Source organism: Lentzea flaviverrucosa, assembly GCF_003350445.1.
In the GTDB taxonomy this organism is placed as follows: domain Bacteria; phylum Actinomycetota; class Actinomycetes; order Mycobacteriales; family Pseudonocardiaceae; genus Lentzea; species Lentzea californiensis.
In genome coordinates this window covers 37,701-53,139 of the sequence record NZ_QQAU01000013.1, presented here as the reverse complement: position 1 = coordinate 53,139, position 15,439 = coordinate 37,701, and the positions used below count along the sequence as shown (strand labels likewise).

The 15,439-nt window shown below is 70.6% G+C and carries 16 protein-coding genes; 13 read left to right on the top strand and 3 right to left on the bottom strand.

Annotated features, from left to right (window positions below):
• Positions 1–66: 66 nt before the first annotated feature.
• Complete coding sequence (locus tag DFR72_RS32705; protein WP_090070397.1) at positions 67–897, bottom strand: PhzF family phenazine biosynthesis protein; 831 nt, start codon at positions 895–897, stop codon at positions 67–69.
• Between the two features lie 133 nt (positions 898–1,030).
• Between DFR72_RS32705 and DFR72_RS32700 the strand changes: the two genes are divergently transcribed.
• Positions 1,031–2,263, top strand: coding sequence for an extracellular catalytic domain type 2 short-chain-length polyhydroxyalkanoate depolymerase (locus DFR72_RS32700; RefSeq protein WP_090070399.1), 1,233 nt, complete (start codon positions 1,031–1,033; stop codon positions 2,261–2,263).
• A gap of 46 nt (positions 2,264–2,309) precedes the next feature.
• Here DFR72_RS32700 and DFR72_RS32695 read toward each other — a convergent pair whose 3' ends face one another.
• Positions 2,310–3,158 carry an endo alpha-1,4 polygalactosaminidase gene (locus DFR72_RS32695; RefSeq protein ID WP_090070401.1) on the bottom strand — a complete coding sequence of 283 codons (849 nt, stop codon included), beginning with the start codon at positions 3,156–3,158 and terminating at the stop codon, positions 2,310–2,312.
• A 173-nt stretch (positions 3,159–3,331) separates the two neighbouring features.
• Between DFR72_RS32695 and DFR72_RS32690 the strand changes: the two genes are divergently transcribed.
• The 12 genes from DFR72_RS32690 (at position 3,332) to DFR72_RS32635 (ending at position 14,532) form a co-directional block, all read left to right on the top strand.
• Entirely contained in the window at positions 3,332–4,600 is a 1,269-nt protein-coding gene (locus DFR72_RS32690) for an ABC transporter substrate-binding protein (RefSeq protein WP_090070402.1), read from the top strand.
• The gene (locus tag DFR72_RS32685) at positions 4,597–5,484 is read left to right on the top strand and encodes a carbohydrate ABC transporter permease (RefSeq protein WP_090070404.1); all 888 of its coding nucleotides are present in this window, start codon (positions 4,597–4,599) and stop codon (positions 5,482–5,484) included. Before DFR72_RS32690 ends, DFR72_RS32685 begins: the two co-directional genes overlap by 4 nt.
• Positions 5,481–6,287: a carbohydrate ABC transporter permease gene (locus DFR72_RS32680; RefSeq protein WP_090070405.1), complete on the top strand. Its 807-nt coding sequence runs from the start codon at positions 5,481–5,483 to the stop codon at positions 6,285–6,287. The genes DFR72_RS32685 and DFR72_RS32680 overlap by 4 nt, the downstream gene beginning before the upstream one ends.
• A gap of 23 nt (positions 6,288–6,310) precedes the next feature.
• The gene (locus DFR72_RS32675; protein ID WP_090070407.1) at positions 6,311–7,222 is read left to right on the top strand and encodes an SIS domain-containing protein; all 912 of its coding nucleotides are present in this window, start codon (positions 6,311–6,313) and stop codon (positions 7,220–7,222) included.
• Positions 7,219–8,106: a 1-phosphofructokinase family hexose kinase gene (locus tag DFR72_RS32670; protein WP_245983711.1), complete on the top strand. Its 888-nt coding sequence runs from the start codon at positions 7,219–7,221 to the stop codon at positions 8,104–8,106. Before DFR72_RS32675 ends, DFR72_RS32670 begins: the two co-directional genes overlap by 4 nt.
• Positions 8,107–8,109: 3 nt before the next feature.
• Positions 8,110–8,931 (top strand): class II fructose-bisphosphate aldolase, encoded by an 822-nt coding sequence (locus DFR72_RS32665; protein ID WP_090070408.1) that lies wholly within the window; start codon positions 8,110–8,112, stop codon positions 8,929–8,931.
• 3 nt (positions 8,932–8,934) lie between these two features.
• A complete protein-coding gene (melA, locus tag DFR72_RS32660) occupies positions 8,935–10,221 on the top strand; it encodes an alpha-galactosidase (RefSeq protein ID WP_090070410.1) in 1,287 nt (428 codons plus the stop codon).
• Complete coding sequence (locus DFR72_RS32655; protein WP_090070411.1) at positions 10,221–11,147, top strand: carbohydrate kinase family protein; 927 nt, start codon at positions 10,221–10,223, stop codon at positions 11,145–11,147. Before melA ends, DFR72_RS32655 begins: the two co-directional genes overlap by 1 nt.
• Positions 11,148–11,200: 53 nt before the next feature.
• Positions 11,201–11,959, top strand: a complete 759-nt coding sequence (locus tag DFR72_RS32650; RefSeq protein WP_090070413.1) for a DeoR/GlpR family DNA-binding transcription regulator — start codon at positions 11,201–11,203, stop codon at positions 11,957–11,959.
• Between the two features lie 161 nt (positions 11,960–12,120).
• Positions 12,121–12,813: a GntR family transcriptional regulator gene (locus tag DFR72_RS32645; RefSeq protein ID WP_090070414.1), complete on the top strand. Its 693-nt coding sequence runs from the start codon at positions 12,121–12,123 to the stop codon at positions 12,811–12,813.
• Between the two features lie 124 nt (positions 12,814–12,937).
• Complete coding sequence (locus tag DFR72_RS32640) at positions 12,938–13,492, top strand: RNA polymerase sigma factor (RefSeq protein ID WP_090070415.1); 555 nt, start codon at positions 12,938–12,940, stop codon at positions 13,490–13,492.
• Positions 13,493–13,503: 11 nt separating this feature from the next.
• Positions 13,504–14,532 (top strand): hypothetical protein, encoded by a 1,029-nt coding sequence (locus tag DFR72_RS32635; RefSeq protein ID WP_245983710.1) that lies wholly within the window; start codon positions 13,504–13,506, stop codon positions 14,530–14,532.
• 41 nt (positions 14,533–14,573) lie between these two features.
• Here DFR72_RS32635 and DFR72_RS32630 read toward each other — a convergent pair whose 3' ends face one another.
• Positions 14,574–15,416 (bottom strand): helix-turn-helix transcriptional regulator, encoded by an 843-nt coding sequence (locus tag DFR72_RS32630; protein WP_090070419.1) that lies wholly within the window; start codon positions 15,414–15,416, stop codon positions 14,574–14,576.
• Positions 15,417–15,439: the final 23 nt, after the last annotated feature.

Genomic DNA, 15,439 nt, shown 5'->3' with positions numbered 1-15,439 from the left:
ACCCGATGCCGATCAAGAACAACGTTTGAGACCCCGCCGGGCGGGGTAGTGATCCTCATGGGACGGTCACAAGATCACCCGGCCGGTGATGCCGGTCACGGAGTTCCCGCCCACCCAGATCTCGCCGCCGTCCTGCGAGAGGTGCACCCGGCCCCGGCGGCCGAGCGCGGTGCCCTGGGCCGCGACGTAGCGCTGCTGGGCGATCCCCGCCGGGATGAGCCACTGCGCGATCGACGCGTTGAGGCTGCCCGTCACCGGGTCCTCCTCGAACCGGCCGCCCTCGTTGATGAACGCCCGCACCTCGAACGCCGCCTCGCCGCCGTCGGGGTGCGGCCCGACCACCCCGATGCCCGTGAACTCACCGAACCGCTGGTAGTCGGGCCACAACGCCAGCACGGCAGCGGCGGAGTGCAGCAGCACGGCGACCCACCCGGGCCCGTTGTCGGCCCATTGCGCACCGGCGATCTCCTCCGGCTCGATCGCCAGCGCCGCGGCGAGAGCCGAGTGGTCCGCGACCGGACCGCCGCGCAGCAGCGGTGGGGCGGCGAACGCCAGCCGCGAGCCGTCGCGGCGCACCTCCACCAGCCCGGCACCGCACTCCTGCACCAGCCGGTCCGGGTCGCGCGGGGTGTTTCCGGCGGCCAGCCACGCGTGGGCGGATCCGAGCGTGGGGTGGCCCGCGAAAGGCAGCTCGCGGCTCACCGTGAAAATTCGTAGCCGATAGTCGGCGGCGGGGTTCTCCGGAGGGAGGAGGAACGTCGTCTCCGCGAGGTTCGTCCAGTTGGCGAACGCCGCCATCTGCTCGGTAGTGAGGCCTTCCGCGTTGTGGACGACCGCGAGCGCGTTGCCCCTGGTGAACTCGTCGGTGAACACGTCGACCTGGCTGAACGTCCGCATCCGGCCAAGCTAGTCAATGGTTTCGGTCTACGTCTGGTGAGCGCGCGAGGTGGGGGCCTCACACGTGGTGCCGTCCGGTTACCGGCTCTTAACCTCGATCACATGTCCTGCCTGCGATGACGGAGGCGAACACATGCGATTGAGGAACGCGCTCGTGGTACTCGCGGCGGTCACAGGTCTGGCCGCCGCATCCCTGTCGATCTCGCTCGCGGCGGTCCCGCCGCCGCAGCCCGGCACGCTCACCAGGTACGACATCACCGGTACCTACGTCAGCGGTGTGTCGTCCGGCGGCTACCTCGCCAACCAGCTCCACGTCGCGTATTCGAGCGTCTTCCAGGGCGCGGGCATCTTCTCCGCCGGCGCCTACGACTGCGCGCAGAACAACCTGAACACCGCGCTGTACGCGTGCATGGACACCTTCCAGGCGCGCAAGACGCCGGCCGAACTGGAGCAGCTGACCAGGAACCGGGCGGCGGCGGGCACTCTCGACCCGCCGCAGAACCTCTCGGGCGACCCGGTCTGGCTGTTCCACGGCAGCGCGGACGACACGGTCGCCCGTGTGGTGAACGACGATCTCGCCACCTACTACCGCGACTTCGGCGCACGGGTCGCCTACAACAACACCACCGCCGCCGGGCACGCCTGGGTCAGCCCGATCGGCCCGAACGCCTGCGGTGCCACGGCTTCGCCGTACGTCAACAAGTGCGGGATTGACGTGGTCAGGGAGATGCTGGGACACCTGACCGGTCCGGTGAACGCGGCCGCCTCGGCGTTGTCCGGCAAGCTCGTCCAGTTCGACCAGAACGCCTACGTGCCCGGCGGCAACGCGGCGTCGGTCAGCATGGGGCGTGAGGGTTTCGCCTACGTGCCACGGTCCTGCGAGACGGGGCCGTGCAAACTGATGGTCACGCTCCACGGCTGCTACCAGTACTTCGGGCTGGTCGGCAACGCGTTGTTGGTGTCGGCGTACCTCAACGAGTACGCCGACACCAACAACATGATCGTGCTCTACCCGCAGGCCACCACGATGACCGGGAACCCGCGCGGCTGCTGGGACTGGTGGGGTTACCAGTCGCCGCAGTACGCGCTGAAGACCGGCCCGCAGATGACGGCCGTCATGAACATGGTCAAGGCCTTGAGCGCCGGAGGACCACCGCCCACCACAACGACCACGACCACGACGACCACGCCGCCGGTCTCTGAATGCGTCACCGCCAGCAACTACGCCCACACCGTCGCCGGCCGCGCCTACGTCACGCTGGGCCAGACCTACGCGCTGGGCTCCCACCAGTCGCTGGGACTGTGGAACACCTTCACCACCAGCACCCTCCGGCAGGCCTCGCCGAACCACTGGGTGAAGTGCTGACCGGCTGAGTTCCGGGGTGGCGGCGCGCACCGCCACCCTGGCCCCGTCAGCAGTGGTCGAACGCGTACCCGGACTGGCCCGGCCCGACGAGGTAGCGATCGCGCAACGTCGTCGTGGCAGGGGTGTCCGGGTCGTTGCACACGTCCTCGAACGTGCCGCGCAGGTCATCGGTGTACTCGATGTCCATCACGTGCTCGAGGTACACGTCCGAATAGGACGAACACTCCTCCCACCGGTGGCACTCCTCGGAGACCGCGAAGTCGAACCCGACCTCGGAGCGTCCGCGGGCCGCCTGTTCGGAGGAGTTCTTCTGGCCGATCGCGAGGCCCTTGGCGTGCGAGCGGTCGGCGAGCAGCTTCGCGTAGGCGAGGTTGTTGTTCACGCTCAGCTTGCCGCGGGAGCGCAGGTACGAGTCGAGGTTGTCCACCTCGACGGCCTTGAAGCCCTTGGCGGCGCACTGGTCGATGGTGCGGCCGATGATCGAGGCGAGCTCGGTGCGCTTCGCGGCGGTCGACGTGTCGAGCAGGAACTCGTCCGGCCAGTTCGGATCGATGATCGGCCTGCCGGACGAGTCCTTGAGCACCAGGTGGCCGCGCTGGTTCAGCCAGACGTCGCGGTCCCCGGGCTGGGACTGGAACCCGTTGACGTAACAGATGTTGTACACGCCGGCGGCGGGCGAGGCGGTGCTGTCGCGGGTCACCAGGTTCACGCCCTGTGGCGGCGTGTACGCGGCACCGAGCTGGTAGTCGAGCACCGCGCCGACCGGGGGCAGTTCGACGGCCGCCGCCGAGATGCCGTCTGCCTGACTGGACGACGCCAGTGGCCCGGCGACGCAGGCCGCGAGGGCGAGTGCGGCGAGGGCGGTCCCGGTGAGGGCGCGCGCAGGGGAGGTCATAAGCGCCTGACTCCTTGATCGCTCACGAAAGGTGATTGGGTCTGAGCGACTGTAGCGAAAAGGCGCTCTGATGGCCAGAAAGCAATCTCATTCGGTCACAATGCTTGCTTGTTTGAGCGATTTCCGCTTAGGGTCCCCGACCACAGAGCCGCCCCCACCCCTGAGGAGTCGACATGGCACACGGCAGAGGGCTGAGTCGCCGGACGGTGCTGACGATGGGCGCCGCACTCGTCATGACGGCGGCCTGCGGAACGGGTTCCGGCGGCGACGGCAAGGTGAAGGTGTGGCACGGCTACACCGACAAGGAGGCCGCGGCGTTCGACAAGCTCGCCGCGCGCTGGAACACCACGCACCCAGACCGGCAGGTCGAGCTGGTGTTCAACGGCGGCAACGACAACGCGCTGCAGAAGACGCTGGCGTCGTTCGCGTCGGGCAACCCGCCGGAGGTCGCCTACCAGTACGGCTCCTCGATCACCGGGCTCACCGGCCGCCCGCAGACCCAGGACCTCACCGACCTGCTGCGCGGCGACGCGGCGTTCGACTGGGACGACCTCTTCCCGGCGGGCCGCGAGGCCGCGACCGTCGACGGCAAGATCTACGGCGTCCCCGCGCTCGTCGACAACCTCTCGCTCGTCTACAACAAGAAGCTGTTCGACGAGGCCGGGATCGCCCACCCCGCGGAGACCTGGACGTGGGACGACTTCCGGTCCGCGGCACAGAAGCTCAGCGGTGACGGCCGGTTCGGCTGGGCGTACGTCAACGACGGCACCGAGGACACCGTGTGGCGGTTCCTCGCGCTGCTCTGGCAGGCCGGTGGCGACCTGCTGTCCGCGGACGGCAAGAAGGCCGCGTTCGCCTCGGACGCCGGTACGCAGGCCATGCAGCTGTTGCGCGACATGGCCGTCACGGACAAGTCGGTGTACCTGGACGCGGGCGACCAGCAGTACCTCAACCTCTTCAACTCCGGCCGGATCGGGATGCTGTGGACCGGGCCGTGGGACCTCGGCTCGATCAACGAGGACGTGTCGTACGGCGTGCAGGTCCTGCCGGGCAAGGTCACCCACGCGACGATCGCGGGCCCGGACACGTTCGTCGTGTTCGGCGAGAACGGCCGCACGAACGCCCTGCCGTTCCTGAAGTGGCTGCTCTCCGCGGAGATCCACCTCGAGTTCGCGATGGAGACCGGTCACCTGCCGATCCGGCAGTCCGAGGTGGACCTCTCCGGCTACGCCGAGTTCGAGGCCAAGTACCCCGGCACCAAGGTGTTCGTCGACAACCTCGCGAAGAACGTCACGAAGTCCCGTCCGAACATCCCGCAGTACCCGAAGATCTCCCAGGTGCTCGGCACCGCCGTGCAGTCGGTCCTGCTCGGCCAGGCCGAACCGCGGGCCGCGCTCGACCAGGCCCGCGGTGAGGTCGACCAGGCGCTGGCGGGCTCATGACGCTCGACCGGCGCAAGCTCGCCGACCACGCGGCAGGGTGGGGGTTCGCCGCCCCCGCCGTGGTGCTGATAGGGGTGTTCGGGCTCGTCCCCGTCGTGTGGTCGTTCCTGCTCTCCTTCCAGCACACCGATCTCACCTCGCCCGGGACGTTCGCGGGTGGCGACAACTACGCGAAGCTCGTCGCCGACCCGCTGTTCTGGGACGCCGCCCGCCGCACGATCGTCTACGTGGCGCTGTTCGTGCCGGTCACGCTCGCGCTCGCGCTGCCGATCGCGGTGATGCTCAACCAGGGGATCCGCGGCGTCGTGCTGTACCGGCTCGCCGTGTCCGTGCCGCTGGTGACCTCGACGGTCGCGACCGGCATCATGTTCAGCTGGCTGGCGAACCCGCAGTTCGGGCTCGTCAACGCGGCGCTCGACGCCGCGGGCCTGCCGAAGCAGGGCTTCTTCTCCGATCCGAGCCAGGCGTTGTTCGCCGTGGTGGCGATGACGGTGTGGGGCTGGCTCGGGTTCGCGGTCATCATCTACCTGGCGGCGCTGCAGAACGTGCCGAAGGACCTGATCGAGGCGTCCTCCCTGGACGGCTGCGGTCGCGTGCGGTCGTTCTGGCACGTCGAGCTGCCGCTGGTGTCACCCGCCACCGGCTTCCTGCTGGTGTGGCTCACGATCAACGGCCTGCAGCTCTTCGACGCCGTGTACGTGACGACCAAGGGCGGGCCGCTGCGCGCGACCACCGTGCTCGTCTACCACCTCTACAACGAGGCCTTCGTGAGCTTCGACGGCGGTTACGCGGCGGCCATCGGCTGCGCGGTGTTCCTGCTGATCGCCGCCTTCACCCTCCTGCAGCTGCGGTTCAACCGCCGGTCCCACTACGAGGTTCGATGAGAAGGCCCAGCGCACTGCACCTGGTCCTGCTGCCGCTGTCGGCGCTGATGGTCACGCCGCTGGTCTGGATGCTGCTGGTGTCGGTGTCCACCCAGGAGGAGTCGCGGCGGTTCCCGCCCGGCCTGCCGGGCGGCATCGAGTGGGAGAACTACCTCGCGGCGATGCGGGACGCGCCACTGGGTTCGTGGCTGGTCAACAGCTTCGTCGTCTCCGTCGTCTGCGTGGCCGGCAACCTGCTGCTCTGCTCGCTGGCGGGCTACGCCTTCGCGCGCATCCGGTTCTTCGGCGGCAGGGTCGCGTTCTTCCTGATGCTGGCGACGCTGATGGTGCCGTTCCAGATCGTCATGCTGCCGTTGCTGATCATGATGCGGGAGCTGGGGCTGGTCGACACGCTCGGTGCGCTGATCGCGCCGAACCTGGCCACCGCGTTCGGCGTGTTCCTGATGCGGCAGTTCTTCACCACGCTGCCCCGCGAGCTGGAGGAGGCCGCGCGGATCGACGGCGCGAGCAGGCTGAGGACGCTGCTGCAGGTGCTGCTGCCGTTGATGCGGCCCACGCTCGCGACCCTCGCGGTGCTCACGTTCCTGCAGACCTGGAACGACTTCCTGTGGCCGCTCATCGTCGTGCAGAGCCCGGACACCATGACCGTCCAACTGGGACTGCAGAGCTTCCAGGGCGCGCACACCACGAACTGGCCGAAGCTCATGGCCGGCACGGTGCTCAGCCAGCTGCCCGTCCTGCTCGTCTTCTTCTTCGCCCAGCGGTTCTTCGTGCGGTCGGTGGCCGCAGCGGGCATCAAGTGACTGAACAACCAAAGGAATCCGCCATGCACAGCACCTCCGCCGCGCAGCTGCACACCACGGCCGAGATCGCGTCCCAGCCCGCCTGCTGGCGCCGGGCGATCGCGCTCGTCACCGATCCCGGGGTCGTGGCCGCCCTCCCCGCGCCCGGCGAACGCGTCGCGGTCGTCGGCTGCGGCACGTCGTGGTTCATGGCCCAGGCCTACGCCCGGCTGCGCGAGGACGCGGGGCTGGGCGAGACCGACGCGTTCGCCGCGTCCGAGTTCCCGTTCGGCCGCACCTACGACCGGGTCGTCGCGCTGACCCGGTCGGGCACCACCACCGAGGTGATCGACGTGCTGCGGCGGCTGAACGTGCCGACCACGGCCATCGTCGGCACCCCCGGCACACCGGTCACCGAACTGGCCGACCACGTCGTCGCGCTGGAGTTCGCCGACGAGCGCTCGGTCGTGCAGACCCGGTTCGCCACCACCGCGCTCGTGCTGCTGCGCGCTCATCTGGGCGAACGGCTCGACCGCGCGGTCCTCGACGCGGAGCAGGCCCTGGCCGAACCGCTGGGTGCGGACCTGGTGGAGCGCAACCAGTTCACGTTCCTGGGCGGTGCGCCCTGGACGACCGGTCTCGCCGCCGAAGCGGCGCTCAAGATGCGTGAGGCGTCGCTGAGCTGGGCCGAGTCCTACCCGGCCGCCGAGTACCGGCACGGGCCGATCGCCATCACCGACGAGGGTTCGCTGGTCTGGGTGCTCGGCACCCCTCCCGAGGGCCTCGACCTCGACGTCGCCGGGGCGGGCGGCCGGTGGATCGCCCGGGACCGCGACCCGCTCGCCGAGCTCGTCGCGGTGCACCGGCTCGCCGTGGAGGTCGCGCTGCTGCGCGGGCTCACGCCCGACACCCCGCGCAACCTCACCCGGTCGGTGATCCTGAACGGCACGCCGTGAGGGCGTTGACCGTCACGCTCAACGCGGCGCTCGACGTCACCTACCGCGTCGCCGCGCTCGTGCCGGGCGACACCCATCGTGTCTCCGAGGTGGCCGTGCGCGCCGGTGGCAAGGGCGTCAACGTGGCGCGGATGCTGCGGACCCTCGGCGTGCCGGTGCTCGCGACCGGGCTCGTGGGCGGGGCGGCGGGTGCGGCGTTGCGGGAGGACCTGAGCCGATCCGGCGTGCCGCACGCGATGTTCGCGATCGCGGGGGAGACCCGGCGCACGGTCACCGTCGTGACCGGCTCCGGCCAGGCGACGCTCTTCGCCGAACCGGGACCGGTCGTGACGCCCGAGGAGTGGTCGGGATTTCTCGGTCACTACTCGGAACTCGTCGTGAACACAGACGTCGTGGTGCTGTCCGGCTCACTGCCGCAAGGGCTCCCGGACGACGCCTACGCGACACTCGTGCGTTCCGCACCCGTGCCGGTGGTGCTGGACGCGGACGGCACGGCGCTGGCCCTCGGAGCCGCCGCCGGGCCCGCCGTCATCACCCCGAACCGCGGCGAGCTCGCGGCAGCGTCCGAAGTGGACGATCCGCTCGCTCTCGGTGCCGCGGCGGCACTGGTGTCCGACGGCGCGCGCGGGATGACCGCCCACACCGCCGATGGCGTGTGGGCGGCGGCTCCGCCGGAGGTGATCAGCGGAAACCCGACGGGTGCCGGTGACGCCGCCGTCGCCGCGCTGGTCGCCGGGTGGCACCTGCCGTGGCCGGAGCGTCTCGCCGAGGCGGTGGCGTTGTCGGCCGCGGCGGTGCGCGCCCCTCTCGCCGGCGACTTCGACCGCGCCTTCTACGACCAGCACCGGGCGGACGTCACGCCCAGACCAGTTCCAGAGGACTAGAACATGCCCTTGGGGAAGCTTCGCGAGATGATCGGCGGACCCGCGCCGGTGCCCGCGTTCAACGTGATCCAGGTCGAGCACGCCGAGGCGATCGCCGCCGCGGCCGAGGAGACCGGAGCACCCGTCGTGTTGCAGATCAGCCAGAACGCCGTGCGCTACCACGGTTCCCTGCGCCCGATCGGTGCCGCCGCGCTCTCCGTCGCCGCCGCGGCGACCGTGCCGATCGCGGTGCACCTCGACCACGCCACCTCGGAGGAGCTCGTGCGGGAGGCCGTCGAGCTCGGGTTCGGGTCGGTGATGTTCGACGCCTCCGCGTTGCCGCACGACGAGAACGTGGCCCGCACGGCGGAGGTCGTGCGCTGGTGCCACGAGGCCGGCGTCGGCGTCGAGGCGGAACTCGGTGAGATCGGCGGGAAGGACGGCGTGCACGCACCGGGTGCGCGCACCGACCCCGACGAAGCGGCCGCGTACGTCGAGGCGACCGAAGTGGACTTCCTCGCCGTCGCCGTGGGCACCTCGCACGCGATGCTGAGCCGCGACGCCCAGCTGGACTTCGAGCTGATCGCGTCGCTGCACGAGGCGGTGCCGGTGCCACTGGTGCTGCACGGGTCGTCCGGTGTCGCCGACGAGAACCTCGCGGCGGCCGTGCGGGCGGGGATGTGGAAGATCAACATAGCCACGCAGCTCAACAAGCACTTCACCGCCAGCGTGCGGACCGCCCTCGACGACGACCCCGCTCTCGTCGACCCGCGGCGCTACCTCGGCGCCGGCCGTGAGGCCGTGTCCGCCGAGGTCGCCCGGCTCATCCGCGTACTGAAAGGCTGATCCATGCTCACCATCGCCTTCGTGGGCGCGGGCTCCGTCGAGTTCACCCGGCAGCTCCTGCGCGACGTGCTGTCGTTCCCGGAACTGGCGGACGTCACCATCTCGCTGCACGACGTCGACGCCGAACGGCTGGACGTCGCGGCGGCGCTGGCCCGCCTGGCCGGGGCCGCGCACGTCCGCACCTCGCTGTCGCGGCGGGAAGCGTTGGAGGGCGCCGGCGTCGTGGTCAACATGGTCGCGATCGGCGGCCACGCGGCGACGCTGACCGACTTCGACGTGCCGGAGTCGTTCGGGCTGCGCCAGACCATCGGCGACACCCTGGGGATCGGCGGGATCTTCCGCGGGCTGCGCACCTTCCCGTTCCTGGACGGGCTCGCGGCGGACGTGCTCGCCGTCTGCCCGGACGCGTGGCTGCTCAACTACACCAACCCGATGGCCATGAACATCCAGTACCTCGCGACCGTCGCGCCGCGGCTGAAGGTGGCGGGGCTGTGCCATTCCGTGCACTGGACCATCCACGACCTCAGCGCGCTCGTCGGAGTGCCGCACGACGAGGTGGACTTCCTCTCCGCCGGCGTGAACCACCAGGCGTGGATCCTGCGGTGGCAGCACGGGGGACGTGACCTGTACCCGGCGCTCGACGCCGCGATCGAGGCCGATCCTGGGCTGGCCCGGCGGACGCGCGTCGACCTGTACCGCCGGTTCGGTTTCTACCCGACGGAGACGAGCGAGCACTCGTCCGAGTACGTGCCGTGGTACCTGCGGCACCAGTCCGAAGTGGAGCGGCTGCGTCTGCCCGTCCGCGACTACGCGACGATCAGCGCGGAGAACGTGGCCACGTACGAGAAGACCCGTGCCGCACTGGCCGCCGGTGAACCACCGCCGCCGTTGTCCGACGACGCCGTCGAGTACGCGCCGCAGGTGATCCACAGCCTGGTCACCGGGCAGCGCCGGACGATCCAGGTGAACGTCGCGAACCACGGCCTGATCTCCAACCTGCCGCAGGGAGCCGCCGTGGAGGTGCCCGCGACGCTCGACCGGCTCGGCGTGCACCCGCACCACGTTGGCGCCCTGCCCCGTCAATTGGCGGCCCTGAACCGCAACTTCCTCAACGTGGTCGACCTGACCGTGGCGGCGGCGGTCGAGGGCGACCCCCGGCACGTCCGGCACGCGGCCCTGTGCGACCCGGCGACGGCCGCCGCGCTCACCGTCACCCAGATCGACGACCTCGTCGCCGCGATGACCGCAGCACACGGCGACCTGCTGCCCGCCGCGCTGCGAGGCGCCTGATGGACCTCCTCGTGATCGGTGACGCGAACCCGGACGTGCTCGTGTTCGGCGCCCCCGCCACTCCCGCGTACGGGCAGGCGGAAACGCTGGTGGAACAGGGAGTTCTCACACTCGGCGGGTCTGCGGCGATCGTCGCGCACGGCGCCGCGCGACTGGGGCTGGAGGTCGGTCTCGCCGCGATGGTCGGCCGGGACGCGGCGGGCGACTTCGTGCTGGACGCGCTGAAGTCCGCAGGCGTGGACATCAGCGCGTGCGTCCGGCACGAGTCGTTGCCGACGGCGTTGACCGTGTGCCTCAACCAGGCCGGCGGAGACCGGGCGATCCTGACGGCGCCGGGATGCCTGGCCGCCTTCGGTTCCGAGCACGTTCCGGCGATCTCGGCCCGGCACGTGCACGCGGCGTCGTACTTCCTGCAGCCGCGCCTCGCCGCCGGTCTGCCCGAGGTGTTCCGGGCGGCGCGCGCTCGTGGTGCCACCACCTCGCTCGACACGAACGACGACCCGTCCGGAACGTGGAAGCTGTCCGAGGACCTGGTGGAGCAGTGCACCTTCGTGCTGCCGAACCAGGCCGAGGCGGCCGCGCTCACCGGTGCCGGGGACCCGCTGCCCGTGCTCGCCTCCACCGGCACGATTCCGGTCGTCAAGGCGGGCAGGGACGGGTGCGTCGCGCTGTCCGGCGGCGAACGGATCACCGCACGCCCGCCCGTCGCGGAACCGGTGGACACGGTCGGCGCGGGTGACTCGTTCGACGCGGGCTTCCTGGCCGGCTGGCTGCGGGACGGCGACCTGCGTGCGGCACTGGCGCTCGGTGCGGCGGCGGGAGCGCTGTCGACGCGCGGCGCCGGGGGAGTCGCGACGCAGCCGACCTGGGCCGAGGCGACGAACCTGGCGCGGAGCGTCGAGATAACGAGCACGCAAAGTGCGTGATTTGTGCTCAAGTGGTGCCAAACCGAGCACGATTCGTGCGTTATGCTGATCGGATGCGTCAAGAGCAGCGCCTGGCGGCGATCCTGGGGAAGCTCGCGGACGCGGGCTCGGTGACGGTGACGGGGCTCGCGGAGGACCTGGCCACGTCGGTCGCGTCGATCCGCCGCGACCTCCAGTCGCTCGAGGAGCAGAAGCTGCTCAAGCGGACCCACGGCGGCGCGGTGGCGGTGGAGGTCATCTACGAGCTGCCGCTGCGCTACCGGGTGGGCCGCCGCGAGGAGAAGCGCCAGATCGCCGAGGCCGCCGCGAAGTTCGTCACCGAGTCCGTCCACTCGGTGGGCCTCAACGGCGGCACGACGACCACCGAACTGGCCCGCCTCCTTGCCGGCACCAGGCAGCTGAAGGTCGTGACGAACGCCCTCAACATCGCCTCGGACCTGTGCCCCCGCCCCACGATCGACCTGGTCGTCACCGGCGGCGGCGTGCGCCCGGAGAGCTACGAGCTGGTCGGCCCGATCGCCGACCGGGCCCTCGCCGGCATCAGCCTGGACCTCGTCTTCCTCGGCGTCGACGGCATCGACGCGCGCGGCGGCATCACGACGCACGACGAGGTCGAGGCGCACACCGACCACTGCCTGCTGCGCACGGCGGACCGCGTGGTCGTGCTCGCGGACGGGTCCAAGGTGGGCAAGCGCGCGTTCTCCCGCATCGCTGGGATCGCCGACGTCCACGTGGTGATCACCGACTCCTCGGCGCCTGCCGCGGAACTGGACCGGTTGCGGGCGGCCGGTGTCGAGGTGGTCGTCGCCTAGGCCCTGTCCCGCAGGTCCCTCTTCGGCGCGGCGGCCACCGCCTGCGCGACGATCCCGCTTTCCCCGCGGCAGCGCCGGACCGAGCCCGCGATGCTCGGCCGGGTGAGCGCGCTGATCAACGCCGAACGGCTTCCGCACCGTCGAGCCCATAAAGTGACCGCATGACGGGCGCGGACTGGATTGCCTCACTGACCGCCGACGGCGATGCGCTCGGCAGGGTCAGCACAGCGGAACGCGTAGCCGACTTCGTCCGGACCCGTGTCATGGAGGGCGACCTCCCGCCGGGCACCCGCCTGTCCGAGGAAGCACTGCGCACCGCACTGGGCGTCGCACGCAACACGTTGCGAGAAGCGTTCAGGCTCCTTACGCGCGAACGTTTGCTGGTGCACGAGCACAGCCGAGGCGTCTTCGTGCGCACCCCCGGCGTGGCGGACATCCTGGACCTCTACGCCGCCCGGCGCGTGATCGAGGGCGGTGCGCTCAGCGCGTGGCGCACGGCGCCGGAGGAGAAGCGGCAGGCGGTGCGCGACGCCGTGCGGTTCCAGCGGGAGTCCGCGCAGGCGGAGCGCTGGAGCGACGTCGCCACCGGCAACGTGCGGTTCCACCTCGCGATCACCGGCCTGGCCGGCAGCGCCCGCCTCGACGAGGAGGTGCGGCGGCTGCTCGCGGAGATGCGCCTGGTGTTCCACCACATGGGCGACCAGCGCGAGTTCTACGAGAACTACGTGCAGCTCAACCGCGACATCCTCGAACTCGCCGACGGTGGTGCCGTCCGCGAGGCGGAAGAAGCGTTGCGGAAGTACTTCGACGTCGCCGAACAGCACCTGCTCAGGCGAATGCGGGCGCACGGCTAGCAGCCCGCCGGCTCCTCCAGCTCCGCTGACCTGCGATCTTCGTCCGCGGCCGAAGCAACCTGAACGGTTTCGGCGCGCGTTGGCAAAGACGGGGTGTAAGGCGAAGCGAAACCCGAGGAGCTTCATGTCGTCAGACGCGGAACTGATCGGCAGATCGCTGAGCGGAGACACCGATGCCTTCGTCGAAGTGGTCAGCCGGCACGAGACCGCGATCGGGAACTACCTCGCGCGCCGAGTAGGACGTCAGACCGCCGAGGACGTGCTCGGTGAGGTGTGGGTGGCGGCCTTCGAGTCGCGGGCGAGCTACGACCGCTCGCACCCCGGGGCCCGGCCCTGGCTGTACGGCGTCGCGCTGAACAGGCTGCGACGGCATTGGCGGTCCGGACCGGCGGAGGAGCCGGCCCCGGACATCTCCCGCTTGGCGGACGAGTGGGACCCCTGGCCCGAAGTGGACGCCCGCGTGGACACGCAGGCACTGCTGCGGCAGGCACTGGCACGGCTCAAGCCGGACGAGCGCGAAGTGCTGGGCCTGGTCGCCTGGGAGGACCTGACCGTCGCCGAAGCAGGACGGGTGCTCGCCATCCCGGCGGGCACCGCCCGTCGCCTGCTGCACCAAGCGCGCAAGGCACTGCGTGACGCACCCGAGGTGGTCGCGCTGCTGCAAGTCCCGACAACGTGAGAAGACACCCCATGGATGAGATGGATCTGATGAAGAAGCTGCGTGACGTGCCGTCCCCCCGCCCTGAGGCGTACGACAGTGCCCGCACGGCGCTGAGCGCCGCGATGGCCGAGCCCACCGCCACGGTCGTGCGGCCGAAGCGCTGGTTCTCCTGGCCCAAGGCCGGTATCGCCGCCGTCGGCGCGGCAGCCGTGGCGACGGCGGTGGTGATGGCCACGACGAGCGGCAGTGCTCCGGTCGCTCCGCCGGTCGCGGCCCCGCAGGTGGTCGACTCCCCGCTGGTCAAGCTGGCCTCCGACGTCAAGGCGGGTGCGCAGCCCGGTGACGCGTCGCTGATCATCCGCTCGACGATCGCGCCGGACAACTCGCCCTACGTCTTCTACACCGTCTACACGGACAAGGGGCAGACCTTCCACGGTGACTCGGCGAAGACCCTGTCGGCGGCGGCCGCCAAGGGCCAGGACCTGGCCACCGAGTACGACGCGACCGTGATGGCGGCGGCCCGTCTCGCCGCGGACGGTGATGTGGAGAAGGCCAAGAACGCGATGGTCAACGTCTCGCCCGGCTGGGCGCTCGGCAAGAGCACCGCCGAGCAGGAGAAGGAGTGGGCGCAGCGCCAGGAGGCGACTGCCGAGGTCTTCCGTCTGAAGGGCCTGCCGGTGCCCGCGCCCAAGCCGCGCCCGACCGGCAAGGAGCTGGAGGACGGCGTCAACAACGCTCTGTGGAGCAACACCACGTACGCGCTGTTCATCGGTGCGGCCAACGCCGAGGTCCGCGCGGGCGTGCTGAAGCTGCTCGCCACGATCAAGGACGTCACCATCGGCAGGACCGACGCCGAGGGACGGCCCGCGCTGACCCTCACCGCGGGGCCCGCCCTGCAGGGCGGAAACGGTACGCACGTGCTGACCGTCAACGCCGACAACGGCCTGCCGATCCGTTCCGAGACCATCCCGGCGGCGGGATCGGACGGCAAGCCCTTCGTGGCCGACTACAGGTCGTCACGCGTGACCCTCGCCGACGTGGCGGCGGGCAAGATCTGAACCACCAGTCCTAAGAGGACCGAGAAGATGTCTCGGTCCTCTTAGTGCTGCCCGGTCGTGAACTCCTCCGCTCCCAGCACGTCCAGCAGTGCCAACGCCTCCGCGTCGCGCGATCCCGGTGGCGCGCTGTAGAGCACGAGGTTCTGGTCGCGGTCCGTGAGCGCGAGCGAGTCGCAGTCGACGGTGATCTCGCCGACGCGCGGGTGCCGGAACGTCTTCGTGAGCACCACCGCCGCCTGCACGTCGTGCCGTTCCCAGAGCCGGGCGAAGTCCGGACTGCCCGCGCGCAGCTCGTCGACCAGCTCGGACACCGCGGGATCGGCCGGGTACCGCGCGAGCGTGCTGCGCAGCTGCATGACGACGTGGTGCCGGAACTCGGTGGCGTCCGAGACCCCGTAGAGCGGCCGCTCTTCCAGGAACGCAAGGCGCGCGAGATTGCGTTCCCGCGGTGCGAGTTCGCGGAAGTCCTCCATCAACGCGGCCGTGAGGTCGTTGCACGCCAGCACTTCGAAGATCGCCGAGGTGACGAACCCGGCCGTGCGCGGCAGCCGTTCGAGCAGCGTGAGGATGCTCGGCCGGACGTCACGCCGATGCCGTCCGGTGCGACTGGGCGCCGTGCCCGCGAGCACGTGGAGGTGGTCGGACTCGGCTTCGGTGAGCAGCAACGCCCCGGCGATCCCGGCGAGCACCTCGGCGGACGGCCGCGGCGCCCGCCCCTGTTCGAGCCGCACGTAGTACTCGGTGGAGATGTGCGCGAGCACGGCCACCTCCTCCCGCCGCAACCCGGACGTCCGCCGCCGAGGCCCCGCGGTCAACCCGACGTCCTGCGGCCGCAACCGCTCACGACGGCTGCGCAGGAACGCTCCGAGCTGCTGCTTGTCCATACCCCGAGTATGAGCCGACGGTG